Source organism: Acinetobacter sp. NIPH 817, from assembly GCF_000368405.1.
Classification (GTDB): Bacteria; Pseudomonadota; Gammaproteobacteria; order Pseudomonadales; family Moraxellaceae; genus Acinetobacter.
Window position 1 is genome coordinate 13,020 of record NZ_KB849418.1, and the last position, 25,673, is coordinate 38,692.

At 38.6% G+C, this 25,673-nt stretch carries 23 protein-coding genes, 1 tRNA gene and 1 pseudogene; 11 read left to right on the plus strand and 14 right to left on the minus strand.

From position 1 onward, the window contains the following. The first annotated feature begins 85 nt into the window (after nt 1-85). Nucleotides 86-400: a rhodanese-like domain-containing protein gene (locus F968_RS00085; RefSeq protein WP_002116171.1), complete on the plus strand. Its 315-nt coding sequence runs from the start codon at nt 86-88 to the stop codon at nt 398-400. Nucleotides 401-437: 37 nt separating this feature from the next. On the opposite strand, the gene mnmC is transcribed toward F968_RS00085, so the two are convergent. The 4 genes from mnmC to F968_RS00105 are packed head-to-tail and all read right to left on the minus strand — an operon-like array spanning nt 438 to nt 3,765. Next, complete coding sequence (gene mnmC, locus F968_RS00090; protein ID WP_004789068.1) at nt 438-2,321, minus strand: bifunctional tRNA (5-methylaminomethyl-2-thiouridine)(34)-methyltransferase MnmC2/FAD-dependent 5-carboxymethylaminomethyl-2-thiouridine(34) oxidoreductase MnmC1; 1,884 nt, start codon at nt 2,319-2,321, stop codon at nt 438-440. A gap of 23 nt (nt 2,322-2,344) precedes the next feature. Next, entirely contained in the window at nt 2,345-2,809 is a 465-nt protein-coding gene (locus tag F968_RS00095) for an SH3 domain-containing protein (RefSeq protein ID WP_004789069.1), read from the minus strand. Between the two features lie 4 nt (nt 2,810-2,813). Beyond that, nucleotides 2,814-3,116, minus strand: coding sequence for a YciI family protein (locus F968_RS00100; RefSeq protein ID WP_004789071.1), 303 nt, complete (start codon nt 3,114-3,116; stop codon nt 2,814-2,816). Between the two features lie 34 nt (nt 3,117-3,150). Continuing rightward, entirely contained in the window at nt 3,151-3,765 is a 615-nt protein-coding gene (locus F968_RS00105) for a septation protein IspZ (RefSeq protein ID WP_004789072.1), read from the minus strand. A 44-nt stretch (nt 3,766-3,809) separates the two neighbouring features. On the opposite strand from F968_RS00105, the gene F968_RS00110 reads away from it, so the two are divergent. After that, nucleotides 3,810-4,661: a PHP domain-containing protein gene (locus tag F968_RS00110; protein ID WP_004789074.1), complete on the plus strand. Its 852-nt coding sequence runs from the start codon at nt 3,810-3,812 to the stop codon at nt 4,659-4,661. Between the two features lie 6 nt (nt 4,662-4,667). Here the strand turns inward: F968_RS00110 and F968_RS00115 are convergent, their stop codons facing one another. Both F968_RS00115 and radC read right to left on the minus strand, forming a co-directional pair. Next, the gene (locus F968_RS00115) at nt 4,668-5,579 is read right to left on the minus strand and encodes a bestrophin family protein (protein ID WP_004789075.1); all 912 of its coding nucleotides are present in this window, start codon (nt 5,577-5,579) and stop codon (nt 4,668-4,670) included. Between the two features lie 61 nt (nt 5,580-5,640). Then, complete coding sequence (gene radC / locus F968_RS00120) at nt 5,641-6,360, minus strand: RadC family protein (protein ID WP_081399419.1); 720 nt, start codon at nt 6,358-6,360, stop codon at nt 5,641-5,643. Nucleotides 6,361-6,459: 99 nt separating this feature from the next. On the opposite strand from radC, the gene coaBC reads away from it, so the two are divergent. Next, nucleotides 6,460-7,713 (plus strand): bifunctional phosphopantothenoylcysteine decarboxylase/phosphopantothenate--cysteine ligase CoaBC, encoded by a 1,254-nt coding sequence (gene coaBC / locus F968_RS00125; RefSeq protein WP_004789077.1) that lies wholly within the window; start codon nt 6,460-6,462, stop codon nt 7,711-7,713. Nucleotides 7,714-7,779: 66 nt separating this feature from the next. On the opposite strand, the gene secF is transcribed toward coaBC, so the two are convergent. The 7 genes from secF to queA form a co-directional block, all read right to left on the minus strand. Next, nucleotides 7,780-8,745 carry a protein translocase subunit SecF gene (gene secF / locus F968_RS00130; protein ID WP_081399420.1) on the minus strand — a complete coding sequence of 322 codons (966 nt, stop codon included), beginning with the start codon at nt 8,743-8,745 and terminating at the stop codon, nt 7,780-7,782. Nucleotides 8,746-8,753: 8 nt separating this feature from the next. Further along, entirely contained in the window at nt 8,754-10,655 is a 1,902-nt protein-coding gene (gene secD / locus F968_RS00135) for a protein translocase subunit SecD (protein WP_004789079.1), read from the minus strand. A gap of 51 nt (nt 10,656-10,706) precedes the next feature. Beyond that, nucleotides 10,707-11,036, minus strand: a complete 330-nt coding sequence (yajC, locus tag F968_RS00140) for a preprotein translocase subunit YajC (protein ID WP_004789080.1) — start codon at nt 11,034-11,036, stop codon at nt 10,707-10,709. A 97-nt stretch (nt 11,037-11,133) separates the two neighbouring features. Continuing rightward, on the minus strand, nt 11,134-12,267 hold the full coding sequence (gene tgt / locus F968_RS00145) for a tRNA guanosine(34) transglycosylase Tgt (RefSeq protein WP_004789081.1): 1,134 nt from the start codon (nt 12,265-12,267) through the stop codon (nt 11,134-11,136). A 153-nt stretch (nt 12,268-12,420) separates the two neighbouring features. Beyond that, nucleotides 12,421-12,990, minus strand: coding sequence for a LemA family protein (locus tag F968_RS00150; protein ID WP_004789082.1), 570 nt, complete (start codon nt 12,988-12,990; stop codon nt 12,421-12,423). An 84-nt stretch (nt 12,991-13,074) separates the two neighbouring features. Then, a complete protein-coding gene (locus F968_RS00155) occupies nt 13,075-14,103 on the minus strand; it encodes a hypothetical protein (protein ID WP_004789083.1) in 1,029 nt (342 codons plus the stop codon). A gap of 229 nt (nt 14,104-14,332) precedes the next feature. Next, nucleotides 14,333-15,370 (minus strand): tRNA preQ1(34) S-adenosylmethionine ribosyltransferase-isomerase QueA, encoded by a 1,038-nt coding sequence (gene queA, locus F968_RS00160; RefSeq protein WP_004789084.1) that lies wholly within the window; start codon nt 15,368-15,370, stop codon nt 14,333-14,335. 182 nt (nt 15,371-15,552) lie between these two features. Here queA and F968_RS00165 point away from each other — a divergent pair. The 4 genes from F968_RS00165 to F968_RS00185 all read left to right on the plus strand — a co-directional run bounded on the left by F968_RS00165 (nt 15,553) and on the right by F968_RS00185 (nt 18,781). After that, nucleotides 15,553-15,639 (plus strand) — tRNA-Leu (locus F968_RS00165). 151 nt (nt 15,640-15,790) lie between these two features. Beyond that, nucleotides 15,791-16,771: a hypothetical protein gene (locus F968_RS20510; RefSeq protein ID WP_004789086.1), complete on the plus strand. Its 981-nt coding sequence runs from the start codon at nt 15,791-15,793 to the stop codon at nt 16,769-16,771. Between the two features lie 216 nt (nt 16,772-16,987). Next, on the plus strand, nt 16,988-17,764 hold the full coding sequence (locus tag F968_RS00175) for a BRCT domain-containing protein (protein ID WP_004789087.1): 777 nt from the start codon (nt 16,988-16,990) through the stop codon (nt 17,762-17,764). A 303-nt stretch (nt 17,765-18,067) separates the two neighbouring features. Next, nucleotides 18,068-18,781, plus strand: a complete 714-nt coding sequence (locus tag F968_RS00185; protein WP_004789090.1) for a hypothetical protein — start codon at nt 18,068-18,070, stop codon at nt 18,779-18,781. A 433-nt stretch (nt 18,782-19,214) separates the two neighbouring features. Here the strand turns inward: F968_RS00185 and F968_RS19470 are convergent. Further along, nucleotides 19,215-19,365, minus strand: a pseudogene (locus F968_RS19470) (TraR/DksA C4-type zinc finger protein). 303 nt (nt 19,366-19,668) lie between these two features. Here F968_RS19470 and F968_RS00190 point away from each other — a divergent pair. From F968_RS00190 to F968_RS00205, 4 genes are all read left to right on the plus strand, one after another. Beyond that, nucleotides 19,669-20,940, plus strand: coding sequence for a sensor histidine kinase (locus F968_RS00190; RefSeq protein WP_004789091.1), 1,272 nt, complete (start codon nt 19,669-19,671; stop codon nt 20,938-20,940). A 67-nt stretch (nt 20,941-21,007) separates the two neighbouring features. Beyond that, entirely contained in the window at nt 21,008-23,758 is a 2,751-nt protein-coding gene (gene glnE / locus F968_RS00195; protein ID WP_004789092.1) for a bifunctional [glutamate--ammonia ligase]-adenylyl-L-tyrosine phosphorylase/[glutamate--ammonia-ligase] adenylyltransferase, read from the plus strand. A gap of 24 nt (nt 23,759-23,782) precedes the next feature. Beyond that, the gene (locus F968_RS00200; protein WP_004789093.1) at nt 23,783-24,709 is read left to right on the plus strand and encodes a branched-chain amino acid transaminase; all 927 of its coding nucleotides are present in this window, start codon (nt 23,783-23,785) and stop codon (nt 24,707-24,709) included. 67 nt (nt 24,710-24,776) lie between these two features. After that, the gene (locus F968_RS00205; protein WP_004789094.1) at nt 24,777-25,667 is read left to right on the plus strand and encodes a mitochondrial fission ELM1 family protein; all 891 of its coding nucleotides are present in this window, start codon (nt 24,777-24,779) and stop codon (nt 25,665-25,667) included. Nucleotides 25,668-25,673 lie beyond the last annotated feature (6 nt).

The following is a 25,673-nucleotide window of genomic DNA, read 5'->3' on the forward strand; positions in this document are numbered from 1 at the left end:
GACCTTTACAAAGTGAAAGAATATTTGAGATGCTAAGAGGGTTTTCTTCATTTGCCAAGTGTTGTTTACATCAAAGGAGTGCACAATGATCCGTAAACAAGAAATTACAACATTTGAATTCCCAGAAAATGCTGTTATCTGGGATGTCCGTGATACTAATGCTTATGCAGAAGGGCATGTTAAAGGTGCGGTGAATCGCCCGATTAATGATTTGAATGCTGATATTTTGAACCAGGTCTCTGCGGGTCAGCCGATTTATATTTTATGTGGTGGTGGTAGCAAAGCTCCTCGTGCAGCTGAGAAACTAGAAGGATTGGATGCCTCGCGTGAATATGTCGTGCTGATGGGGGGGACACGTGCAGCTCGTGATGCTGGCTTGCCTCTAGAGCAGGGCGCATAAAAAAAAGCACCCTAGGGTGCTTTTTTATTGAAGAGAACTATTGCGGTTTGTGTGGTTTGAAATACGGCTTTTTAGGTTTTACTTTTTTTTGAAATCTTTGCGGATTCAGTTTTTGTAATAAGCTGTCCGGTACTGGGCAAGCCTCTCCTAATATCTGGGCAACCAAGATCTCGCTGCATAGCGGAGCAAATAGAAAGCCCTTAGAACCAAGACCTGCAAAAGTAGCAATTCGACTATTCTCAAGCATTTTTCCAACAAGAGGAAAATAATCTAAGCTTTGTGCACGGATAGATGCACGGCCTTGCCATGTCGAAGTGGATGGTAACTTTTCTGCATATGCAGGGAATACACTGTGGATTAATTCAAAGTTATGCACATGGTCTTCGGGAAGCACATCTTCATCTTCACGATTTGGGTAAAAAGATGCACCTAAAATCATCTGTGAAGCATCAAGTTGCATGCAATACCCACCATAGCTATAAGCTTCATTTAAAGGCAGGGGAGCAAAAGAATTATTAACCCAACTCACTTGTCCGCGTATTGGTTTTAACTTTGGATAGCTTTCAAATAAAGCAGCACTTCCCCGAGCACAGCACACAACAACATGGTCTGCCTCAGCAATAACCTCATTATCAGTATGCAATTGCACTTTATTTTCAAAAGGAACCAGTGCTGTGACATGGGCAATTTTTAGAGCAATTAAAGGGTGTTGTAAAATTTCATCACGTAGTTGATGTGGTGAAACAGAACCCGCTTCGGTTAGTGAAATGCTAAAATATGCGGTTTCAAGTGAGTTTGTTGAGTGGGTAACAACTTCTGCTGGATATTGGTTTACAAGATCGAGAAGTTCATCCGCATTTTTCAATGCGATTTGTTGTATTTGAAGTGGACGGAATGCTTGAAAATTTTTATAAAAATTTAAGGCATGTTGCCAACTTAAAGTCATGAGATGTTCATGGCTTTGTTCAATCGGACATAGTTTAGGATTAAGCAATGCCAAAGGGTTTCCAGAAGCGCCAGATAATGCTTCTATTTGCTCGTATAAGGTGACTTGATGCCCGCGTGCTGCAAATGCCCACGCCGTAGTTAAACCTGCTACACCAGCTCCTATAATCGCAATATGCTGCTGTTGATTATCCAATAGCTGAACTTGGTCTGATTGTGAGGATTCATCATCAGATTGAGGTGGATTCCAGATTGCTTTGAGCATTTCCCGTTTATGCCGAAAACCACGTGGACGAGAAATACTAACACCATGCGCTTTTAGCCCACGTTTTAAAACACCCGCGACACTAAAAGAGGAAAATGTGCTGCCATAGTCAGAAAGACGAACAATATGGTTTAAAACGTTTTGTTCCCACAGCTCTGGATTGCAAGAGGGCGCGAAGCCATCTAAAAACCAAGCATTTACTGCTTTAGTTTTAGCTATGCTTGGGAAAATGTCTTGTGCATCTCCTAGCCATAGGTCGATGCTAAAACGCTCGTTAGGAAAAGTTAAGCGATGACATCCAGCAATAGGGAGCGGATATTGTTCAATTAATTGCTCTGCAAGTGGTTTAAGCTCATCCCAGACATTTAAAGCACGAATAAGGTCAGCTTTACTTAATGGAAATTTTTCAACACTAATTGCATGTAAATGACTTTGATTATCTGGACGAACTTGTTGCCAAAGTTGCCAAAGTGCAAGAATGTTTAAACCCGTACCAAAACCGGTTTCTCCTACACTGAAATATTCAAAATCTTTTAGATGGGCTAAGCGTTCTGATAAGTCATTACCATTTAGAAAAACATGTCGTGTTTCAAGTAAGCCATTATCTTTAGAGAAATAGACATCACCAAATTGTTTGGAAATGGGAACTTCGATACCATCGATTAATTCCCAATCCAGTTCTGCTGTTTGGATACGGTTTGATACGTTCATTTGGTTTAATAGATTGCTTGGATTTACCACTGACGTCGACGTTTTGTATGGATATAACTAGCGATAAAGAATCCTAGCAATACGCCACCCGCTAAGGTAACCGCGCCATATAAAAACATTTGCGCACTACGTTCGCTTTGTAAGACTTGAACCTGAACAGAGAGGCTGTCGTTTTTTAACTGTAGCTCTTGGTTCTGAGCGAGTGCTTCAAGATTGGCATGTTCTAACTGTTTTAAGCGAGATGCCTGATCTTGAACTAAAGCTTTGATTTTCGCATCTTGCTGTTGTTTATTCTTTGCAAGTTGCTCAGCCGTGAGTGGTTTTGTTGCGGTCGACACCGTTGTAGAAGCTGTTGGAACTGGTTGATTCGCAGCCTGAGTTGAAGGCGCACTTGGAGGAGTCGTTGCTGGTGTGGCAGCAGGTTCAACTGCACTAGCAGTTGAACAGATCAAACACAAGCCAAGAAAGCTTTTGATTGCAGGGTGCATATGATTACCCTTTTGGAAATGCTTTATTAAACGGTTTTACATCAATATGAGCGTAAATGCCTTCTTTGAGAAATGGTTCTTCTTTTAACCATTCGTCTAATGCTTCGCGACTGTCGAATTCAACAATCATGGTACTACCATAGAAGCCTGCTTGTGGATCATTAGGATCTTTTGGCATAGCACCTGCTGTAACAAGACGACCTTCATCATCAAGTTTTTGTAAACGTTCGATATGCTGAGGGCGTATTGCTAAGCGCTTCTCTAGAGTTCCTTCGTTATCGGTACAGCTTAGAACAAAAAAAGGCATGTGATCGTATCTCTGTAATCAATCAGGAATCATTTTAAGCTTCAGGTGACTTAAAATGTTTACGTAAAATAATGAACTGAATAATGATAAATGAAAACATCACAATCATGTCACCAAATGCAGTGAATTCACCCCAATATTTTCCGCCGTGAAATAAAAATGCAAAGAACACATGCAAACAAGACATCACCACAAACATGACTGCCCAAGCGAAATTTAGATTTTTCCAACCTTTTTCACTTAACTCTAAAATAGGATCAAATAAACGTCGTATGAGTGGCTTACGATCTTTACCAAACCAAGGTGAAACCAAGAATGCGCCTGCAAAAACCAAATTCAAAATTGCAGCTTTTAGACGAATATAGAAATCATCACTTAGCATGAGCGTGATGCCACCAAAAATCACAGTCATAAACAATACAAACCATTGTTGTTTATCTAAACGGAATTTTTGGAAAACAAATAGGGCACCATATACCACGAGCATTGAAATAATTAGACCAGTAGTTGCTACAAGAATATTATTATTATCTGCACCGCCAGCAGACCCGATCAGTTTAAGTAAAGGATGCTGTGCGTTAGCTGGATCAACTGTTTTATATAAATAGAAGAAAATAATTAATGGAACAAAGTCCAGAAGTGCTTTCATGTTAGAGTATCTGATCAGGTTTGGTGAATGGCATAGTATAAAAGATGCAAGGCATAGATTTACATACACATAGCAATATTTCTGATGGAACTTTGTCTCCGGAATTACTGGTGCAAGCTGCTATTGATGTGAATTTGCATACTTTGGCTTTAACTGATCACGATACAATGGATGGATTGCAGCGAGCTAGAATTGCAGCACAAGGTCATGATTTAAAAATCATTTCTGGTACTGAGATTTCGAGTCAGTGGTCACGCCCAACAACTAAAAAAAGTTATGGCGTACATATTGTTGCTTTAAACATGCAAGATGAAGCCCCAATTTTAGAAGCATTAGAACAACAAAAAAGAGTTAGGGCGCAAAGAGCTAAAGTCATTTGCGATTTATTAGAAAAATGTATTGGTTTTCAAATTTATGAAGATGTTCTTGCCAAAGTTGAAGATCAGGCTGACCGTGTGACAAGAACTCACATTGCTAAAACATTGGTCGAGAAGAATATTGTAAGCCGTCCTCAACAAGCATTTGATCGTTTCTTAAAAGAGGGAAGATGTGCCTTTGTTAAGTTTGAAGGGTTAGGATTAAAAGAAACAATTGATGTGATCCATGAAAGTAAAGGGCTGGCGGTTTTAGCTCACCCAACTCGTTATGATTTATCTGCAACTAACATTCGATATTTAATTGAATTGTTCGCAACTTCAGGTGGAGATGCAATTGAGCTACCTCCACCCATGGAAACGTTATCTACTCGCCAGATGGTCGATCGGATGATTGAGCAATATCAATTAGCTGTATCGATTGGCAGTGATTTTCATGGTGAAAATATGCCATGGATTAAATTGGGAAATACACCTAAACCAACGGTTAATCAACAAGGTATTTGGGAACGTTTTCTCTAAGAGACTTTAGAGCAAATTGTTATCTTGAGCCTGAATTGGTGGTGGGGTAGGTTTACCCAAAGTTCCTAAAAGCTCAATTTCGATACTACGTACCATCGCATCTAAAGGTAAATCATTACTTTGAGTCCCAAACGGCTCTTCAATTTCCGAACTTAGTGCATCAAGTCCTAAGAATGTATATGCCAAAATTCCAACCAGAAGCGGTGTCGCTAAACCAAGCAAAGAACCCAGACTAAACGGCAACATAAAACAGAAAAAATAGACAGTACGATTGAGCAAAACTGAATAGGCAAATGGAATAGGTGTATTAGCGATTCGGTCACATCCAGTTTGTACGACACTTAAATCTGAAACATTTTTATTCATCTGTGCATAGATGATGTCAGAGATTTCACCCTCTTTAAGCGCTTGTAATAATTCCCAGTGAATAAGGCTCAACGTGTACTGAGGGGCATTATTTTGCTGATAGAGTTGGGTGAGTGCTTGCTGGCTCATACCACTGGTTTGTATTAACTCAGTTGGGTTCGCAGTCTGACGACGTAAGCGATCACGTAATACATTAGCAAAAACAATCACATGCTGAATAATACGCTCTCGACGAGCTTGAGTTAAAATACGGCAGTCACGGTCAAAATGGCGCGAAGTTGCAATTAAAACACCCCATAACTTTCGCGCTTCCCACCAACGGTCATAACATGCAGTATTTTTAAATCCTAAGAAAATAGAAAGTACGACACCAATGAGCGTAAAGCCCACCAAAGGAATTTCTGGAAAGCGGTACAGATTGATATATTCCACGCCACCAATGATTGACGAGATCAACATAACAACACCTAGAGAGGGAAGAATTTTAGGTAAAATCGTTCCTCGCCAAGAGAATAAAACTTTGAAAATACTAGGTTGATCACGAACAATCATTTTATTTTAAGCATCACTATTTTTGTTTTGATCTTCTAGGCTTAGTTAAGCTTTGTCAATATTATTGAACTGATATTGTTGCGGGGTTGAGCAGTTGTTGTTCAGCAAATGAAAAGCTTCCTTCCGGGGAGATAATAAAATGATCTAGGAGCCGTATTTCAACAAGTTGGCAGGCATGTTCGAGTTGCTGAGTTAAGGTAATATCTTCGGCAGAAGGCTGCGCTGAACCAAATGGATGATTGTGTGCAATAACGAGTTGGCAAGCATGTTGTTGTAAGGCGTATCGTAAAGTTTGATTGACCGAGACCGCACAATGCTGCATTGAACCAAAAAATAGCTTTTTAAAATGAAGCTTTCTTAATTCTGGATCTAGACACAGCACGGCAAAGACTTCTTGTTTTTCACCTTTTAATTCATAGCATAAATAATCTAAAACTAAATCAGAAGAGTGAAGACTAAGATTATTCTTGTGGAAATGATGATCGAGATAACGCCGTCCAAGTTCTTTAACTGCCAGTAATTGAGAGTATTTCGTTGCTCCAATTCCATTAAATTGAGTTAATTCACTTAACGATGAATCAAACACTGCATTTAGGCTACCAAAGCGTTGAATGAGTAAACGTGATAATTCGACTGCTGAATGTTGCCTTGAACCTGAGCGAAGAAAAATCGCCAATAGCTCCGCATCAGAGAGACTTTGAGGGCCTTGTTGCAATAACCGTTCTCTTGGCCGCTCTTGTTCGGGCCAATTTTTAATAGAAGTATTCATATTCCCCAGCATAATTCGCTTAAAATTTTATTTTGTTTGCCCAATCAATCTTGGGTCTGCGCGTATTTAATGCTATTGTGAGCGCCACTGCAACAGTAAGGTATCCTGTTCGTGAGCTTTGATCTAAGTGTTATTCCTCATAAAAACATTGTTTTAGCTGTTACTGGCGGAATTGCTGCCTATAAAAGTGCCATCTTAGTCCGCCGTCTCAAAGATTATGGCTTTGATGTGCGAGTGGTGATGACACATGGTGCTCAGGCATTTATTACACCACTAACTTTTCAGGCTCTTTCTGGTAATCCTGTTCATACTGAACTTCTAGACCCTGCGGCTGAAGCAGGTATGGGACATATTGAATTAGCGCGTTGGGCTGATTTGTTACTGGTCGCACCTGCAAGCTGTGACACATTGGCTAAATTTGCGAATGGTTTAGCAGATGACTTACTCAGCACTGTGTTTTTGGCAACAAAATCTCCTGTCTGGGTAGCTCCAGCCATGAACCAGCAAATGTGGGCTGCTAAAGCAACTCAGCGAAATTTACAAACTCTGGTTGAAGATGGCGTACATGTAATTATGCCAGACGCGGGTGAGCAAGCGTGTGGAGATGTCGGGTTAGGACGTATGCCAGAGCCAGAAGAAATTGCAAGGCAAGTCGCTGGGTATTTCCATCAGGCTCAACGTGCAATTGCTGAAAAATTTGGGTTGTTGGCAGGTAAGCGAGTTGTTATTACCGCTGGGCCAACGCGTGAAGCGATTGATCCTGTTCGTTATATCTCGAACCACAGTACTGGTAAAATGGGATTTGCTTTAGCTGCTGCTTGTTACGCTGCTGGTGCACAAGTGACTTTGATTGCTGGGCCTGTAAGTTTGGATACACCGAATGGTGTAAAACGTGTAAATGTTGCCTCTGCAAGACAGATGTTAGATATCAGTATGGACTCGTTAGAAACAGGCTGTGATATCTTCATTGCAACCGCCGCAGTCGCTGACTATCGCGTAGCAGAAGTTGCCGAGCATAAAATTAAGAAGGCAGGGGATGAGTTGAATGTTTCCCTTGTAAAAAATCCGGATATTGTGGCAACCATTGCGGGTCAGGAAAAACGCCCATTTATGGTGGGCTTTGCAGCTGAAACACAAAATGTTGAAGAATATGCGGCAGGAAAGCTGGTCGCTAAAAAACTAGATATGATTGCATGCAATGATGTATCACGTGCAGATATTGGTTTTGCTTCTGATGAAAATGCGATGACGGTTTTCTTTGCTGAAAACTATCACATGAAAAAACGTGAGTTAGAGAAAGCATCTAAGCAAGAAATTTCTCAACAGTTGGTTGAAGCAATTTCGGATGCATTGCGCCGTAAATGATATATGTTTTAAATAAAAAAACCGCGAATTAATCGCGGTTTTTTTATATGTCTTACTTTATCTAACTTAAGGAATGTCATCTTCAAATTCAGGTTTAACCTGAACGATGAAGTCCTGACGATTAAGACCACGCCATAAGGCAAAAGCTGTACCGATATAAATTGAAGAGTAAGTACCTACAAAAACACCAACAAACATTGCCACAGCGAACCAGTGTAAGCCATCACCACCTAAGAACATCATTGCTAGAACGACTAGCAATAAGGTCATTGATGTATGAATGGTACGACGTAAAGTTTCGGTTAAAGCAATATCGACGATTTCACGAGGAGTCGCACCGCGAATTTTACGGAAATTTTCACGGATACGGTCTGACACTACAATGTTATCGTTAAGCGAGAAGCCAATAACAGCAAGTACCGCAGCTAAAACTGTAAGGTCAAACGGCCACTGGAATAATGCAAAAGCACCAATAATAATGATGATGTCGTGGAATAAAGACATCACGGCACCCATCGCGAGTTTAAACTCGAAACGGATCGTCACGTAAATCAACATTAAAATAAGAGCAAGCGCAACAGCACCAGCAGAGCGAACATAAAGCTCGTTACCTACTTGACCACCTACAGAGTCTACTTTATGAACTTCTGCGGTATTATTTGGCAACTGTACAGCCTTGGTGATGGCATTTGTAAGGTCTTCAACCTTAACTTCTTGTACTGGCATGCGGACAAGTAAGTCTTTATTACTACCAAGTGTCTGTACTACAGCATCTTTAAAACCAGCTTTGTCAAGTGCTTGAATAACTTCTGACTGATTGGCTGGTTGAGCATAGTTAAGCTCAGCTGAAACACCACCTGTAAAGTCCAAACCTAAGTTAAGACCTTTAGTCGCAATAAAGAAAATACTCGCTAGCGTAATCAGGATCGAGAAGATTGCCGCAGGTTTAGCAATCTTCATGAACGGGATGATTTTTGCATCATCCGGACGTCCATATTGTTTTGAATCTTGTTGAGTCACTTTAGTCATCATCGATCTCCTTAAATGCTCAACTTTTTCAAATTACGGCGTTTACCATAAATGATTTGTACAATTGCGCGAGTCACTGTAATTGCAGTAAACATCGAACATACGATACCAATCATTAACGTTACGGCGAAACCTTTGATCGGACCTGTGCCAATTGCAAACAAAATGAAAGCAACAAGGAACGTTGTTAAGTTCGAGTCAAAAATCGTGTTATAGGCTCGATCATAACCGGCCACAATGGCCTGTTTGGGCGAGGCTCCCCAGAGCATTTCTTCTCGAATACGCTCACATATCAGTACGTTCGCATCGACAGCCATACCAATGGTAATAACGATACCCGCAATACCCGGTAAGGTGAGGGAAGCTCCAATCCATGACATGACTGTTAAAATCATTGCCAAGTTAACAACAAGTGCAAAGTTCGCGATTAAACCGAATACACGGAAGAAAACCACCATCCAGATTGCAACAAGCAAGAAGCCGATTTGAGTTGATAATACGCCTTTATCAATATTTTCTTGACCAAGACTTGGACCAACCACACGTTCTTCAACAAAGTACATTGGCGCTGCCAAAGCACCTGCACGTAGCATTAATGCAAGTTCTGATGCTTCTTGAGGAGAACTTAAACCGGTAATACGGAAAGTTGAACCTAAAACGGCTTGAACTGTTGCAGCATTAATAACTACAGATTCAGTGTATGGAGTACGAACTTCTGTTTGTGCACCAGTTTTAGGATCTGTGACATAAGTAATTTTTTGCTTATTTTCGATGAACAATACCGCCATGCGTTTACCAACAGCATTACGAGTTGCATCGGACATAAGCTTACCGCCAGCACTGTCGAGGGTAATATTTACCTCGGCACCACCAGAGTCTTGGCTAAAGCCAGAACTTGCATTTTGAACACGCTCACCAGTTAAGATACGGTTACGTTGCAACAAAAGTTGACGACCGCTATCTAAAGACTCATAAGCAAAAACTTCTGTGCCCGGAGGTAAAGGTTGACCATTATATTTACCTGTATATGAGTCAATATATTGATCATTTGAGTCAGAAACTAAACGGAATTCGAGGTTTGCAGTACGGCCTAAAACACGTTTAGCTTCAGCTGTATCTTGCACACCTGGTAATTCAACAACAATACGGTTGCTACCCTGACTTTGTACCAATGCTTCTGCAACACCAAGTTCGTTAATACGATTACGTAATGTTGTTAAGTTTTGGTTTACCGCATATGACTGGATTTCCTGACGACGTACATCTGTATAAGTAAGCTTTAAAGTAGAACCTGTAGAGCTTGCTAATGCCTGTTGAGTATATTCATTCCCATTACGACGTAAAAAATCCATTGCTGCATCACGGTCAGCATTGTCAGCAAATTGAACAGTGATTACATTGTTTGTTAATGCAAGACTATTAAATTTGATTTTGTTTTCACGGAACTGACGACGCAAATCGGTGGCAGAGGTTTCCATACGCTGGGCAACGGCTTTGTCCATATCTACTTCAAGCAAGAAGTGGACACCACCACGTAAGTCCAAACCAAGTTTCATTGGTTTTGCGCCAATCTTTTGCAGCCATTCCGGTGTGGTTGGTGCAAGGTTTAGGGCGACAACATATTGATCACCTAAGTCACGGCGTAATACTTCTTTTGCTTTCAACTGTGCTTCAGAAGAGCTGACACGCAAGAGGGCAGCATTATTTGTAAAAGTATTATCGTGACTTGCAATATTTGCTGTTTTTAAAATTTGCTCTGCTTTTTGCACCACACTTTGATCAATTTGGGTACCAGCTTTGGCACCGGAAATTTGAACGGCGGGCTCATCCGGATATAGACTTGGCAGTGCGTATAATGTACTGACTACCAGAACAACCAGAATCAGTAAATATTTCCATGCAGGGTAACGCATTCGCTTTCTTCTTAAATGAAAAAGTCGTGCTAAAGCACGACTGTTTTATGATTAAAGGTTATTTAGAGTGCCTTCAGGTAATACTGAAATTACGCTGGCACGCTGAATTTTTACTTCTACACCACGGCTAAGTTCAACAACTGCATAGTCACCTTCAATTTTGGTCACTTTGCCCATTAAACCACCAGCGAACACAACTTCACTACCTACACCTAAGCTTTCGATTAAAGAACGGTGCTCTTTAGCACGCTTTGCTTGAGGGCGCCAAATTAAGAAATAAAAGATTGCAACGAATACAACAATCATCAAGATGTTTGGCAAAATACCTGTAGTTGGGCTAGCTGCCGGTGCTGCATGTGCAGCAGAAATTAAAAAGCTCATTTTGATTTCCTAAAGTTAAAAATATGAGTCAGATACCTGACATAATCCTAATTCGTTTTGCAATTTACCTTGTCTTGAGGTTGAGCGCAAATCGGGCTTATTCATCAATCGGACATGGTGGAACTTCTAAACCACGACGGGCATAAAAGTCCTCAACAAATTCATCAAATGTGCCATTCTCTAATGCATCACGCATACCTTCAGTTAAACGTTGGTAATAACGTAAGTTATGAATGGTACCGAGCATAGACGCTAACATCTCTCCACATTTTTCAAGATGGAATAGATAAGCACGGGTAAAGTTTTTACATGTGTAGCAATCGCAATGTGGATCGAGCGGACTCTGATCATGACGATATTTACTATTACGAATACGTACCAGACCATCAGTGACAAAATAATGACCGTTTCGCGCATTACGGGTTGGCATTACACAGTCGAACATATCGACACCACGGCGCACCGCTTCAACGATATCTTCTGGTTTACCAACGCCCATCAAGTAACGCGGTTTGTCTTGTGGCATTTTGCTTGGTAGATAATCTAAAACTTTGATCATCTCTTCTTTAGGCTCACCTACAGATAAGCCGCCAATCGCATAACCATCAAAGCCAATTTCAAGAAGGCCATTTAAAGACTCATCACGTAAGTCTTCATACATACCGCCTTGAATAATGCCAAATAACGCATTCTTATTTTTGAGTTCATCATGATGATGAGTTTTACAACGTTTTGCCCAGCGTAAAGAAAGCTGCAATGATTTTTGTGCTTCTTCATGCGTTGCAGGATATGGTGTACATTCATCAAAAATCATGACGATGTCAGAGTTCAATACCTGCTGAATTTCCATAGAAATTTCAGGCGATAAAAACACTTTTGAACCATCAATCGGCGAGCGGAAAGTAACACCTTCCTCTTTGATTTTGCGCATTGCGCCAAGACTAAAAACCTGGAAACCGCCAGAGTCAGTCAAAATTGGCTTATCCCATTTAATAAAGTTATGCAAACCGCCGTGTTCTTTAATCACTTCAAGACCCGGACGCAAATATAAATGGAAGGTATTTCCTAAAATAATTTGTGCCTGAATGTCTTCGATATCACGCGGTAGCATACCTTTGACTGTGCCGTAAGTCCCCACTGGCATAAAAACTGGTGTTTCAACAACACCATGCTCTAAAGTTAAACGACCACGACGGGCGCGCCCCGACTGACCTAATTTTTCAAACTTCATCTAAAAATCCTGAACACGAGCAGAGGCGAAGAAACAGTTCGCTGCTAAAAAGAGAGCTATTTTCCTTGATTCTGCGATGTAGTTCTACTACTAAATGTAGCTGGCTATAAAATAGATAAAATTTTCGACAGGTTAGGGCCTATTTTTTTCCTATTAAAAATTAGGTTTATAGTCAAAATTTTCACTAACAAGACTATCCTTAAAAGGACGAATCGCTTTCTTGGATAAAGTTAATGTATTGATGAGATTGTTAGGGAATACTTCAATCTGATTGTTGAACAACTCGACATTACGATTAAAAATGCTAATCGCAGCACCCACATTTTCGTTTTGTTCCTGAATATCATCCATCATCTTGCTATAGAGTGAATCGGCTTTAAGCTCAGGGTAGTTTTCAACAACAACATTTAAGCTACGAATCAGTTCTTTGCTCATTTTCTCGATTTGTTGGAGCTGAGAAATATCAGTGTTATTCACATTTAAATTAAGAATTTGCTGACGTAATTCAGTGACTTTTTCTAATGTCGATTTTTCAAAATGAGTATATTGATTAAGTGTTGTCTCAAGCGCTTCTAAAGTCTTTACTTTTTGACGTTCGAAATTGGCAACCTCAGCCCAAGCACGTTTAGTCGCATTAAAATAACGTACGATGGTATTACGGATGTGAACGCCCCAGACAATCAGTACAACAAAAATCCCCAAGAAAATAAATAAACCAGTCATGGTCAGTTCCTTATTGTTATTCCCTCAGTTTACTTTTTAACTTCTCATTTTTTAATGAGATGACAATCAAGTAATACGAGAGATTTATTTAATTAAATTCAACATTAATTGCTGAAATTTTTCATATTGCGGCATGGTCATGGTACGCAAGTGCCCACGCAATGCTGAAACATCATGAATTTCACTTTGCTTACTGGTGGTCTGAAAAAGATTTTGTTCCCCCAGATAACACAAAATTTGTTCTTCGTGATGATAAATTAAATCACCTTTAAAGTGCTGAAAAAAATCATTTAATTTTAAAGTTAAGCTCGGGCTGACTTCTTTGGCTAACTGGTGTTGATTAACCCCAAAAATATTAAGTTCTTGGTTAATTAAAATATCGCTACTTTGCCATTTACTGCTGTAGGGAGTAAAAAAACGAGAACGTTGATTGCTAACAGCAATACCCAAAGCTGGTATTTGAAATATAAAAGCGCCCCATAAATCTTTATGAATTTCTTTTATAATTTTTTTATCGCTATTTTGATCTTGAATAATAGGGATTTCATTAACGTAATGATATTGAAACAGCAAGACTTGATGATCGGTTACTCCATCGTTCCATGTCGTCGAAGCAAATTGAGTAATTTCGTTAGACTCAGTCCCTCGGTTAAACAGCGGGAAGTGTTGTTTTAATTTACTCAGAACTAAAACTGGCTGAGCATGAATGGGAAGATAAACTGGTAACTGTTGAAACTGTAAACCGTAACGCAAAATCACCATACGTTGTTCTAGATAACGGATAACTTGCGTTAATGGTTCTTGAGATTGATAGAGTAAATAAGCCAGAAATCCTGTTAAAAAGGCGCCTAAAAAGCTCCAAATATATTGAATATGTGGATGAAGAAAATAGCCAAAGGCCAATATTGTGATGCTGCAAATGGTGAGTAAATAGGGGAGCACATTAAAAAAGCGAAGGTTGTGATCTTCACGCCATGGATGTAAAGCATCTAAAAGATCTTGGGCTGAATGAGAATTTTGTCCAGCATCCCAAAGTCGAGCAATATTACGAAAAACCTGTGTATTTTTCTTACGTCTTATATGAAGAGCTTCTTGTACAGTATCGATTGGCATGGAAGTAATGAGTTCATTATCATAAAGAGCTATTTCTAGATTATCTTTTAAATTGAAAGAGATAAAGACCAAATATTTTTAAATTTGGAATTTATCTTTAAAAATTGATGCTTGATTTTCATCGATAATTTTTTTCAACTCATAAAGCTAAACTCATTATTTTTATTGTAAAAATTTGAGCTGGGTTAAACCTCGAATCAACTTGTAAGATTTAACCCCGCCTTGGTTTTTAAACTTCTAATTTATCAACCAGCATTGCATCGCCATAGCTAAAGAAACGATAGCGGCTTTTAACTGCATGTTCATAAGCAGCTAAAATATTGTCTCGATTTGAAAGCGCTGATACCAACATGAGCAGAGTAGACTCTGGCAAATGGAAGTTAGTAATTAAACGATCTACAATGCAGAACTCATAGCCTGGATAGATAAAGATTTGCGTGTCACCAGTCCAAGCCGCGATTTTACCGCCATGAGCTTGAGCTGCACTTTCTAAAGCACGTGTTGCTGTTGTACCAACCGCAATCACTTTATTGCCGCGTGCTTTAGTCTCCAAAATTAAATCGATGGTTTCTTGAGGTACATCACACCATTCACTGTGCATGATATGGTTGGTAATGTCATCAGTGCGGACTGGCATAAACGTGCCAGCTCCCACGTGTAAAGTCACAAAAGTTTTTTGAACATTTTTTTGTTCTAATTTTTCTAAAAGTGTTTCATCAAAATGTAAGCTTGCAGTAGGTGCTGCAACACTGGCAATTTTTTCTGGGTTATGGAAAACCGTTTGATAGCGTTCAGTGTCAATTTCTTCTGCTTCACGGTTAAAGTAAGGCGGAATAGGTAACTGACCATATTGTTCAAGGACAGGCAAAATTGGCTGTGAAAACTCAACCACAAATAAATTTTCGTGACGACCACGTACAATCACAGGAATGTTATCTGCACCGACATAAAGCTCAGCACCTGCTTTAGGCGAGTTGCTCGATTTAATATGGCAATACGCTGTGGTGTGATTCAGCATGCGCTCAACCAAAATCTCGATAGCACCGCCTGTAGAGCGTTTTCCTTTAAGTCGCGCCTTCATGACTTTAGTGTCATTGAGCACTAACAGATCACCTTCTTCGAACAGGTCGATAATGTCTGTGAACATGTGATCGTGATATTGACCCTTTGAGTCTAGGTGTAACAATCGTGAAGCACTACGTGATTCAAGAGGGTAACGGGCAATAAGTTCATCAGGTAATTCAAAGGAAAAGTCAGACAGTTGCATATTTAGAAAAAAACACCGCAAAAATTGGGCCTAGTATAAACTTTTTAGCTTTTTTATGGCTGTGCTTATGGCTTAAATCATGAAAAATGTTTAAGTGATCTAAAAGTGAACGATAATATTCACTTAGGGTTTGACAAGTTTTACAAACGCGCTAATATACGCAACACAAACATACTTCCTCTCCCGAGGTGGTGAAATTGGTAGACGCGGCGGACTCAAAATCCGCTGTCAGAGATGACGTGTCGGTTCGAGTCCGACCCTCGGGACCATATTCAGAATCGTAAGATTCTACGAAAACCCCTAAGTTAACGGCTTAGGGGTTTTTTGTTGGCTTAATTTTTATTGTAGAAAGTTTAGAAAAGCTTAGATACTATTGTGCGTCAAGACTTTATAATAAATTGATGTGCGAGTGATTTGAAAATGAATCAGAAAATAGAAGAGGGATTAGAAGATTTTAACAAATTAAGTAATAATTTAAGGAGTAAAATTAATGAATTTAGACAAAATAGTTATATTAATTATATTCAGTCTGAAGCAAGGGGAAATGATTTATTAAATGCAATAGATGAATTTAAAGACTTATCCCTATCAACATTTAATAATTTAAATGAAAAAGAATTTATATTATTTCTTAATGAAAATATTAGTGGGCTTTTATCTAATGCAAGTAGGAAAGATGTTGAAAAAATAAAGCAGGATAAAGTCAAAGACTTATTTTATTTGGATGATGTTCTAAAGGCTGATTATGATTTTTATTTTAGCGAAATTGCTGGTTTAACCTCATTAACACAAAGATACAGCTCTCTACGACTTTTGTTTGATGATATTTTGTTTGATAATTTTAAAGGGAAAATTGTAGAGGTTAATAAGGAGATTCTTGGGTTTAGAAGGTCTAAAAATATTTTAGATAATTTAATGACTGAAAATATTTATGATATTGCAGTTGCTAAGTATAAAAAGCTTGAGAAAAAATATAGAAAATATTTTTATCGCTCAGTTCCCATAGTCATAATAATAGCAATTTTAACATTTTTAAGTAAGAAATTATTAACTGAAAAGTTTGGAATTGATGAGTTTTCATATTGGGTTCTTAAAATTTCAATTTTATTATTAGGAATTACACTAATTAGCTATTTTATAAAGCAATCCTCACACTATCAAAGGTTGGCTGATCAAAACTATCAAACCCAAGTTGAGCTACAAGCTTACCCAAGTTTTATGGAAAGCGTTCCTACAGAAGAAGCAGCCAGTGTACGAAGAGAACTTGCACTTAAGTACTTTGGTCGAGAAATTGATGGGACTGCTCATAAAGACATGAGCAATTTAATCTCAGACCAAATGAAAAGTACTACTGAAATGGTTAAGGCCACAACAGAAGCTATTAAGAATTTAAAAGGATAATTAGGCTAAAGATACAAGCATAAACTCTTAAAAATTAAGAAAAATATAGATTGTTATTAGTATCTTGGATACTATGTAACCAACTTTACTTTAATAATAAAATGAGATTGGTGACATCATGGAAGTTGATTTAAATCGTATAAATTTCAATGCGAAACAAAGTAAATTAGGGAATTTGTTTTTAGGTTTTTTGAGGGCTTATTTTTAGATGGTCGTGTGCGTTTACAGGAAATTGAAGCCTTAATTAAATGGGTAGAACAATATCCAGAAGCTGTAACAGTACCTCATTTTGAACCGCTTTATCAGGTTTTGCTTAAAGCAGCTGAAGACCCGCAGTTCTTATTAGCGAATCACCAAGAAGTTCAAGCACATTTAGATTTATTTAAAAACTCAAAGTACTTTAAAGAACATACTTGTGATATTCAAAGATTACATGGCGTATTAGCTGGTCTGGCATGTGATAGTGTTTACACAGATGACGAAGTTTTGGCTTTAAATGCGTGGTTGGATCGTCATGATTATCTGAAAGATGATCCTATTTATGAGGAAATAATCCTTGTTTTGAATCCTGTACGAATTTTAAATCAGGTAAGTGGTGATACAAAAGAAGTACTCCGTTTAACATTAGCCAAATATATTCAAATTAATAATTTTGGTTTACCTCAAGTTAGAGTATCTAGCTCTAAAGATAATAAAAATCCTGATTTCTATCATGGAAATATTGAAATTATAGGGAAAACAATTTGTCTGACTGGCGCATCTGGACAATATACAAAGGCTGAATGGAAGGAAGCTATTGAAGCCAAAGGAGGTATTTTCACAGATAGTCTCACTAAGAAAGTTGATTATTTAGTGATTTGTAATAAAGGGAACCCTCATTGGGTACATATGAGCTATGGGCGTAAGTTTGAACAGGCTTTGAAATGGCAGAAGGATGGTGCAAATATCCGTATTTTGACTGAAGATGATTTTGTGAAGGTTTTGGAGAACTAATTATGAAGCATAAAATTGTAATGATTATTAAAGATGGATTAACTCATGTTGAGTGTACTGCATGTGGTACTAAGGACACGTTTCAAACTTTCGATGATACTTTAAAGTTTAAACAGCAAACTCTTGCCGGAGATTGGGAATTAAATATGACACAATCTATGACATGTCTAACTTGTAATAGAACAACTCCATTTTTTAATTGGAGAACACAAGATTATTATTACTAGGTAAAGATAAATATATTTAGAAAATAAAATTAATCTAAAAAAAATTGTTGGTGGCTTCTACTAAAGGGGATGTTCTATGAAGCGACTTTGGTTTTGTACTTTGCTAGCGGTATTTATGACAGCACCAGCTTATGCTGAAGAAGTAGGTGCTACTTATAAAGACTTTAATAATGGCTGCGGATCAGGAGCAAATGAAAAATTTGTACCTGACCAAATACTTGGAATTGATATCAGACAAGCATGTGCCAATCATGATAATTGTTATTCTAAGTGCTTAAAAGGAGGGGAAAATTACGGAAAAGAAATTTGTAAAAAGGATAATGAAAAAGAAGATAGAAGAGCAATCTGCGATCAAAGGTTTAAAGAAGAGATTGAAGAGATCTGTAAAAAAATAAGCATGTTTGATTTAGGTAAAAAGCAATTGTGTACCTTGATTAGTGATATTTATCCAATTGCTGTAAGGGTTGGAGGGAAACCTAGTTTTAATGGGATTCAGGTATCTAATCAAATGCTAATGTATCTGGAAAATAATCAACTCAAAGATAAGGATATAGAAAAATTAGGCCAAGAAATTAATTCACTTAGTCAAATTAATGGTATTCAAGAAAACACGATGATTTTATCAATTGAAAATGGTAAGCCTGTAGCGAGTTTAGAAGGAATACCATCTGAAGTTCCACCTAAGTCTGATAATTTAATGATTCAAAGAACATTGAAATATGGTGATAATATAGATCTATCGAAGGCGACAATTAATCAAAAGCCAATAACGATAGAAATGATTCAATAATCTTCTAATAGTTTTCATTATTTAATATAGCCTTTTTAATAAGGCTATATTAAATATAAATAGTGCAAAATAATTAAACTGCTTAAGATCGAACCAAAAATAGTACCTATTAATATTGGATATAACCACATAGCTCACCACCATCGAAATGCTTGTACAAGGTCGGGCAATTTCCAGATGAAGAATATAATTAAAATAAGAAAAGCTACTCTCCAAAAACCATATTTTTCCATAGCACTCTCTATACTTTTTACAATTGATGATATAATTTCAGGCATGATTTAATCCTTGTTGGGTAAGGGTTGAATACAGAAACCTCAAGGACCACGAATTTTTGGGGTTTTGTTTTATCTGCTAAATTTAATCCTGCTAATTTCTTGAAAACCTGTGACTTAAAATGTGAAAACTGTTTTGACATGTTGAACTAAAATAATTAACGATAACGATGTGAAAGTTTTTTATTGTGTATTTTTACACTCAACACAAAGAGTTACAGAACCATAGCGCTGACGCTCAACGGGAATATCATTTCCACATTCTTCACATTCGGTAAGGGAAGAGCGGCTAAAGTCTTTAGGTTGAATTTAGAGTTGTTTAAGTTGTAATTATTAAAAATTTAAAAATGAGTTTTCTCTTTTTTAGTATGATTCTGAACTCGCATTTCTAACATCTTACAACTCTTTACCTTCAAACATTTGTTGTATTTTCCTCAAGCATACCCACTTTATGTATCTGAAAACCTTTAATTGAAACTTCACATTTCTATTTTGAAAAGAACGTTGCTCTTTTAATGTACTGTGTTAAAGTTTGTAGTAGATCATAATGATTATAAGTACATTTTTTAAGAGCGGTTCCGACCAAAAACGACAAAATCTGTGAGGCGGGCAATGACATTCCAGCGTTTAGAACTAAATCAGGTTGAGCAGTTAAGTGCTTGTAGGATATCTCTGTTACTCGGATTAAACGCCGAGCAGAACTACATTGAGCAATTTTTCCGGTTTAGTCTGCGTCTTTTAAATTGTAAAAAAGCCTTATTGACTTTTAATCAGGAACCTTACTTTTGGCATCGTTGCCCAGAGGGCATGACGGCAATCTCGTTTAAACCTTCGAAACATTTAAAACAGTGCTTTGCTAAACAACAGATCATTAATCACTCACATCCTTCTTATCAAAACTTAACCAACTATTTAAAAGAACTAAACATCGAGTGCAGCAGGGCATTGGCAGTGCATCTTTTACATCCTGATAAAACGTCTATGGGCTTTGCTGTCTTTTTTGATGATGATGCAGCTACATTTGAAGATGACGATATTCAATTGCTGCTCGATTACTGTTCTACTTTTATGCAGCAAGTCGAATTGAAGTTTAACTATGAAGAGTTAAACGAACTCTATGAACAACAAGTTGCGATTAACTCAAGTAAAACTAAATTTTTCTCGATTATTTCACATGACTTACGAGCGCCGTTTCATGGGTTGCTCGGATTTTCTGAAGTACTGGCCAAAGAACGTGAAACGTTAGATGAATCTAGTATTCAAAATATTGCAGATTATTTATATGACACCTCACAATCGACCTATAACTTGCTTGAAAGTTTACTAACATGGGCGATGGCAGAGGGTGGGCGTTTTGTTTATCACCCAATTAACTTTAAACTTAGACAAGTCAGCAATATTGTTTGTGATGTTTTGCGTACTTTAGCGTTGAAAAAAAATATTGAACTAGTCAATGATGTTCCAGATGATTTAAATATCTATGCCGATATCAATATGATGACCTCTGTAATTCAAAACTTGGTGTCAAATGCGCTGAAATTTACCGATATTGATGGATCCGGAAAAGTCTTTATTGAAGCTAGGCAAGCTGACAAAAATATAGAAATAACCGTGCGAGACACTGGTTTAGGCATGACCGAAAAACAAATGACAAATTTGTTCCATCCACGTATTACAGCCAGCTTTAAAGGAACCGCAGGTGAAAAAGGTGCGGGCTTAGGTTTGAGCCTTTGTAAGCGTTTTGTCGAAATTAATCAGGGTAAAATTGATGTTAGCTCCAAAGAGGGTGTAGGAACGACATTTAAAGTTTTATTACCTTCGGCTCAAGAAAGTCATGAGGCGCTTACCGAACATCACTCTTCATCGGAAGCAAAATTAGTCTAATCCCTTTTCCTACCACTACTCGAACTGCTATAACTAAAAACAGAGTACGAGGAAAAGAGCTTTTTATATGAATGCGGAGCAGTTACAAAAAACATTGCGTGCTAGTCAGTACGCAGAACAAGTTTTAGGTTTGCATCAAGCTGTTTTAGAACAAGATTATCAAATAGATCAATTTGCTGCACCGCTCTCGACCGAACAGATTTATCAATTTGTACAAACCACATTAGATGGAATTGGTGATGAAACGCTTTGGATGCGTGGATTGCGTATTTTACGTAGTCGATTAATGTTCCGCTGGATCTGGCAGGATGCCAATCAGCTTACCGATGTTGTCACACTTACTCGCGAACTTTCTGATTTTGCCGATGCCAGTATTTGTGCAGCAAAGGATTTTGCGCGTCTAGCACTTGTGGCGAAACATGGGGAACCGTTAAGTTATTCTGGCAAAGTCCAAGACTTGATTGTGGTTGCCATGGGTAAACTTGGTGCTCAAGAGCTTAACTTGTCGAGTGATATCGATTTAATTTTTGCCTTTGATGAGCAAGGCGAAACCAATGGCCGCAAATGTATTGATGTACAGCAGTTCTGTATTTTGTGGGGACAAAAACTCATTTATTTACTTGAGCACATTACCGCAGATGGTTTTGTGTTTCGGGTTGACATGCGCTTACGTCCTTGGGGAGATGGCTCGGCATTAGCAATTAGTCACGCAGCTTTAGAAAAATATTTAAGTCAGCATGGTCGTGAGTGGGAGCGTTATGCGTGGATTAAAGCGCGTGTTGTGACGGGAGGTAAAGAAGGACAAGACTTGTTGGAAATGACACGTCCTTTTGTATTCCGTCGTTATGTCGACTACACCGCTTTTGCCGCGATGCGTGACATGAAAGCGATGATTGAGCGTGAAGTTTTACGTCGTCATATTGAGGATGATATTAAACTCGGAGCAGGCGGTATTCGCGAAATTGAGTTTATTGTTCAAGTCTTCCAGCTTATTTACGGCGGCTCTAAACGTGAGCTTCAAGACCGTCAGTGTTTAGTTAGCCTTGAGCACATTGGTGAAGCAGGTTTGTTAGAAAGACAAGCTGTTTTTGAACTTGAGGATGCTTACCTGTTTTTACGGCGTGTTGAACACGCAATTCAAGCCCTCAATGACCAACAAACTCAGCTATTGCCAGAAGAAGTGGAGCTAAGGCAACGCATTATAGATACCTTAGGTTTTACGAGTTGGGATGAATTTATTGATGTTCTTAACGAGAAACGTCAAAAAGTTAAAGTTCAATTTAAGCAGCTCATTGAAGATACAAGTTCAAATGCTGCAACTGAAAACTTTGGACAGTTAGAACAGCAGTTAGATGAAGTGTTGGATGATAATGCGAAAAATCTAATTCATGAATTCTGGCACGGTCACGCACTCAAAAAATTACCTTCAAATGCTGTCCAGCGTTTAAAAACATTCTGGCCTCATTTAATTGAAGTAATCTTACAATCTGAACAACCTCAAACTGCACTTTTGCGCTTAATGCCGCTGATTGAATCAGTTATGCGCCGAACCGTGTACTTAGTGATGTTGATTGAAAGTAAAGGCGCATTGCAACGCTTAGTTAAAATGGCGACCGTAAGTCCGTGGATTTGTGAAGAGCTAACGCAATATCCAGTACTGCTTGATGAGTTTCTATCGATGGGCTTTGAGTTGCCAAAGCGTAGGGACTTAGAAGACTCATTACGTCAGCAATTGCTCCGCATTGAAATTGATCAAGTTGAAGACCAAATGCGAGCACTTCGACTGTTTAAAAAGAGCAATGTACTCACTGTTGCGGCAAGTGATGTGTTAGCTGAAAGCCCGCTAATGAAAGTGTCCGATGCATTAACCGATATTGCTGAAGTTAGTGTGAATGCAACACTTCACTTGGCTTATCAGACCGTAGCAAAGCGTCATGGTTATCCATGTGATGTTGATGGAAAACGTTGCTCACTTGACTACAAAGCATTTGCTGTTATTGGTTATGGCAAAGTGGGTGGGATTGAGCTTGGCTATGGTTCTGACTTGGACCTTGTCTTTATTCATTATCTAGATGAACAAGCAGATACGGATGGAACCAAGTCAATTAGTGGCTTTGAGTTTGCGATGCGTGTCGCTCAAAAGTTTATGTCACTCATGACCACTCAAACCCTAGATGGTCGTGTCTATGAAATTGATACGCGGTTAAGACCTTCAGGTGAGGCCGGTTTATTGGTGACAAGTCTCAAGGCCTATGAACACTATCAGTTGAAAAGTGCATGGCTTTGGGAGCATCAGGCATTAGTACGTGCCCGCTCTATTGCAGGTGACGAGGTACTTTGCCAGAAATTTGAAATATTTCGACGCGAGATATTGACTCAATCTAGAGATGAGGCTTATGTTCGTGAGGAAGTGTTGAAAATGCGTCAGAAAATGAAAGACCACCTAGGTTCGTCTTCTGAACAAAAAAAACATGGTATTTTTCATTTAAAACAGGACGCAGGTGGTATCGTCGATATCGAATTTATGGCACAGTATGCTGTACTTGCATGGAGCGGGACGAAACCCGATCTCGCCCATTATTCTGATAATGTAAGAATATTAGAAGATGCTGCTAAAGCAGACTGCTTATCCAGTGAAGATGCCACAGCATTAATTCGAGCCTATCTTAGTGAACGTGCCGAAAGCCACCGCTTAGCCCTTGCAAATCAATCCATGCAAGTCAGCGCAGCGGACTGGCGTAGTACCCGTGCGGTCGTTTGCAATTTATGGCAAAGATTAATAGACCCAACCGCTTCGGTTGAGTTGGATAGTGAATGATTTTATAACAATTTGGAGTGTTCCATGAATTTGGCTGATCGTGATGGTTTTATTTGGCAAGATGGAAAATTAATTGATTGGCGTGATGCAAAGATTCACGTTTTAACCCATACATTACACTACAGTATGGGCGTATTTGAGGGTGTTCGTGCTTATGAAACGCCTAAAGGTACTGCCATTTTCCGTCTTCAAGACCACACAAAACGTTTGTTAAATTCAGCAAAAATTTATCAAATGAAAGTGCCGTATGATCAAGCCACGCTTGAACAAGCACAAATCGATGTTGTTCGTGAAAATAAATTAGCTTCTTGCTATTTACGTCCATTAATCTGGATCGGTTCAGAAAAACTTGGTATTGCTGCAACAAATAACACGATTCATGCCGCAGTTGCAGCATGGGCGTGGGGTGCATACCTTGGTGATGAAGCAATGGCGAATGGTATTCGCGTTAAAACTTCATCATTTACTCACCATCATCCAAACGTGACGATGTGTAAAGCAAAAGCATCTGGTAACTACACGTTGTCAATTCTTGCTCATCAAGAAGTTGCACATTCTGGTTACGACGAAGCAATGTTAATGGATCCACAAGGTTATGTGTGCCAAGGTTCTGGTGAAAACGTATTCTTAATTAAAGATGGCGTTTTACACACTCCAGATATCGCTGGTGGTGCGCTTGATGGTATTACACGTCAAACAGTAATGACGATTGCTAAAGATCTTGGTTATCAAGTTGTTGAGCGTCGTATTACACGTGATGAATTCTACATTGCAGATGAAGCATTCTTCACAGGTACTGCTGCGGAAGTAACGCCAATTCGTGAATACGATGACCGTCCAATTGGTACAGGTGGCCGTGGCCCAATTACTACTGAAATTCAAAAGACTTACTTTGATGCAGTTCAAGGTAGAAATCCGAAATATGAACACTGGTTAACTTACGTAAAATAAGTTAATCCGTTAACATAAAAAGGCGAACATAAGTTTCGCCTTTTTATTTTTGGCTTCGGGAGCTTTTATGCATATTGTCTATGTCTCTGATGGTAAGGCAGGGCACCGTTCACAAGCATTAGGCTTGTTTCAGGCAATGCAAAGACAACAGCCAGAAACAACTTTTGAAGAGATCCTTATTTCTGATTTGCCAATTATTTCTTTAATTCAGGCGCTTTTCTCTTCAAAAAAATCGTTATTAAAAAAAACACCTGATTTTATATTTGGCGTGGGAAGCCACACACACTTTCGTGTCTGGTTACTCGGCAAAATTTTTAGAAAAGCCAAAACTATTATATTGATGAAACCTAACTTACCTGTGGTTTGCTTTGATTATGCTGTTATTCCAGAACATGACGGTATTCATGCTGATAGCCATGTGATTGTCACACGTGGGGCATTAAATCCAATTCGTAATGAAAACCGCCATCAAAAAGACCGAATTTTAATTGCTTTAGGTGGTTCATCTAAACGACATCAATGGAACCAAAACAAAGTATTAAGCAGTGTTGAAAAAATTGTTGAGAATAATCCAGCCGCTGAGATTATTTTGACAACTTCACGCCGTACACCAGCAGAATTTATCGATATTTTAAGACAGCAAAGCTTTGCTGGGCATTTACAAATATTTCCAGTTGATCAAACACCTCAAGGCTGGATTTTTGAAGAAATGCAAAAAGCAGAAGCAGTTTGGGTAACAGAAGACAGCGTGTCTATGATTTTTGAGGCGCTTACCGCAGGTTGTCGAGTCGGTGTAATGGCAATGGACCGGTTGAAAGATGACCGGATTACCCACTCAGTTGATCAAATGTTAGAATCAAAATTAATTTCACAGCAGACTTGTGTTGTACAGTTACCACAACCTTATGCTTTTAAAGAAGCAGACCGTGTGGCAACATATCTTTTAGCGAAAAATTAAATTTTT

Excerpts from the sequence above, each read along its gene's own strand:
- F968_RS00085 (WP_002116171.1), top strand. The coding sequence starts at position 86 with ATGATCCGTAAACAAGAAATTACAACATTTGAATTCCCAGAAAATGCT.
- mnmC (WP_004789068.1), bottom strand. The coding sequence starts at position 2,321 with ATGAACGTATCAAACCGTATCCAAACAGCAGAACTGGATTGGGAATTA.
- F968_RS00095 (WP_004789069.1), bottom strand. The coding sequence starts at position 2,809 with ATGCACCCTGCAATCAAAAGCTTTCTTGGCTTGTGTTTGATCTGTTCA.
- F968_RS00100 (WP_004789071.1), bottom strand. The coding sequence starts at position 3,116 with ATGCCTTTTTTTGTTCTAAGCTGTACCGATAACGAAGGAACTCTAGAG.
- F968_RS00105 (WP_004789072.1), bottom strand. The coding sequence starts at position 3,765 with ATGAAAGCACTTCTGGACTTTGTTCCATTAATTATTTTCTTCTATTTA.
- F968_RS00110 (WP_004789074.1), top strand. The coding sequence starts at position 3,810 with ATGCAAGGCATAGATTTACATACACATAGCAATATTTCTGATGGAACT.
- F968_RS00115 (WP_004789075.1), bottom strand. The coding sequence starts at position 5,579 with ATGATTGTTCGTGATCAACCTAGTATTTTCAAAGTTTTATTCTCTTGG.
- radC (WP_081399419.1), bottom strand. The coding sequence starts at position 6,360 with ATGCTGGGGAATATGAATACTTCTATTAAAAATTGGCCCGAACAAGAG.
- secF (WP_081399420.1), bottom strand. The coding sequence starts at position 8,745 with ATGATGACTAAAGTGACTCAACAAGATTCAAAACAATATGGACGTCCG.
- secD (WP_004789079.1), bottom strand. The coding sequence starts at position 10,655 with ATGCGTTACCCTGCATGGAAATATTTACTGATTCTGGTTGTTCTGGTA.
- yajC (WP_004789080.1), bottom strand. The coding sequence starts at position 11,036 with ATGAGCTTTTTAATTTCTGCTGCACATGCAGCACCGGCAGCTAGCCCA.
- tgt (WP_004789081.1), bottom strand. The coding sequence starts at position 12,267 with ATGAAGTTTGAAAAATTAGGTCAGTCGGGGCGCGCCCGTCGTGGTCGT.
- F968_RS00150 (WP_004789082.1), bottom strand. The coding sequence starts at position 12,990 with ATGACTGGTTTATTTATTTTCTTGGGGATTTTTGTTGTACTGATTGTC.
- F968_RS00155 (WP_004789083.1), bottom strand. The coding sequence starts at position 14,103 with ATGCCAATCGATACTGTACAAGAAGCTCTTCATATAAGACGTAAGAAA.
- queA (WP_004789084.1), bottom strand. The coding sequence starts at position 15,370 with ATGCAACTGTCTGACTTTTCCTTTGAATTACCTGATGAACTTATTGCC.
- F968_RS20510 (WP_004789086.1), top strand. The coding sequence starts at position 15,791 with ATGAATCAGAAAATAGAAGAGGGATTAGAAGATTTTAACAAATTAAGT.
- F968_RS00185 (WP_004789090.1), top strand. The coding sequence starts at position 18,068 with ATGAAGCGACTTTGGTTTTGTACTTTGCTAGCGGTATTTATGACAGCA.
- F968_RS00190 (WP_004789091.1), top strand. The coding sequence starts at position 19,669 with ATGACATTCCAGCGTTTAGAACTAAATCAGGTTGAGCAGTTAAGTGCT.
- glnE (WP_004789092.1), top strand. The coding sequence starts at position 21,008 with ATGAATGCGGAGCAGTTACAAAAAACATTGCGTGCTAGTCAGTACGCA.
- F968_RS00200 (WP_004789093.1), top strand. The coding sequence starts at position 23,783 with ATGAATTTGGCTGATCGTGATGGTTTTATTTGGCAAGATGGAAAATTA.
- F968_RS00205 (WP_004789094.1), top strand. The coding sequence starts at position 24,777 with ATGCATATTGTCTATGTCTCTGATGGTAAGGCAGGGCACCGTTCACAA.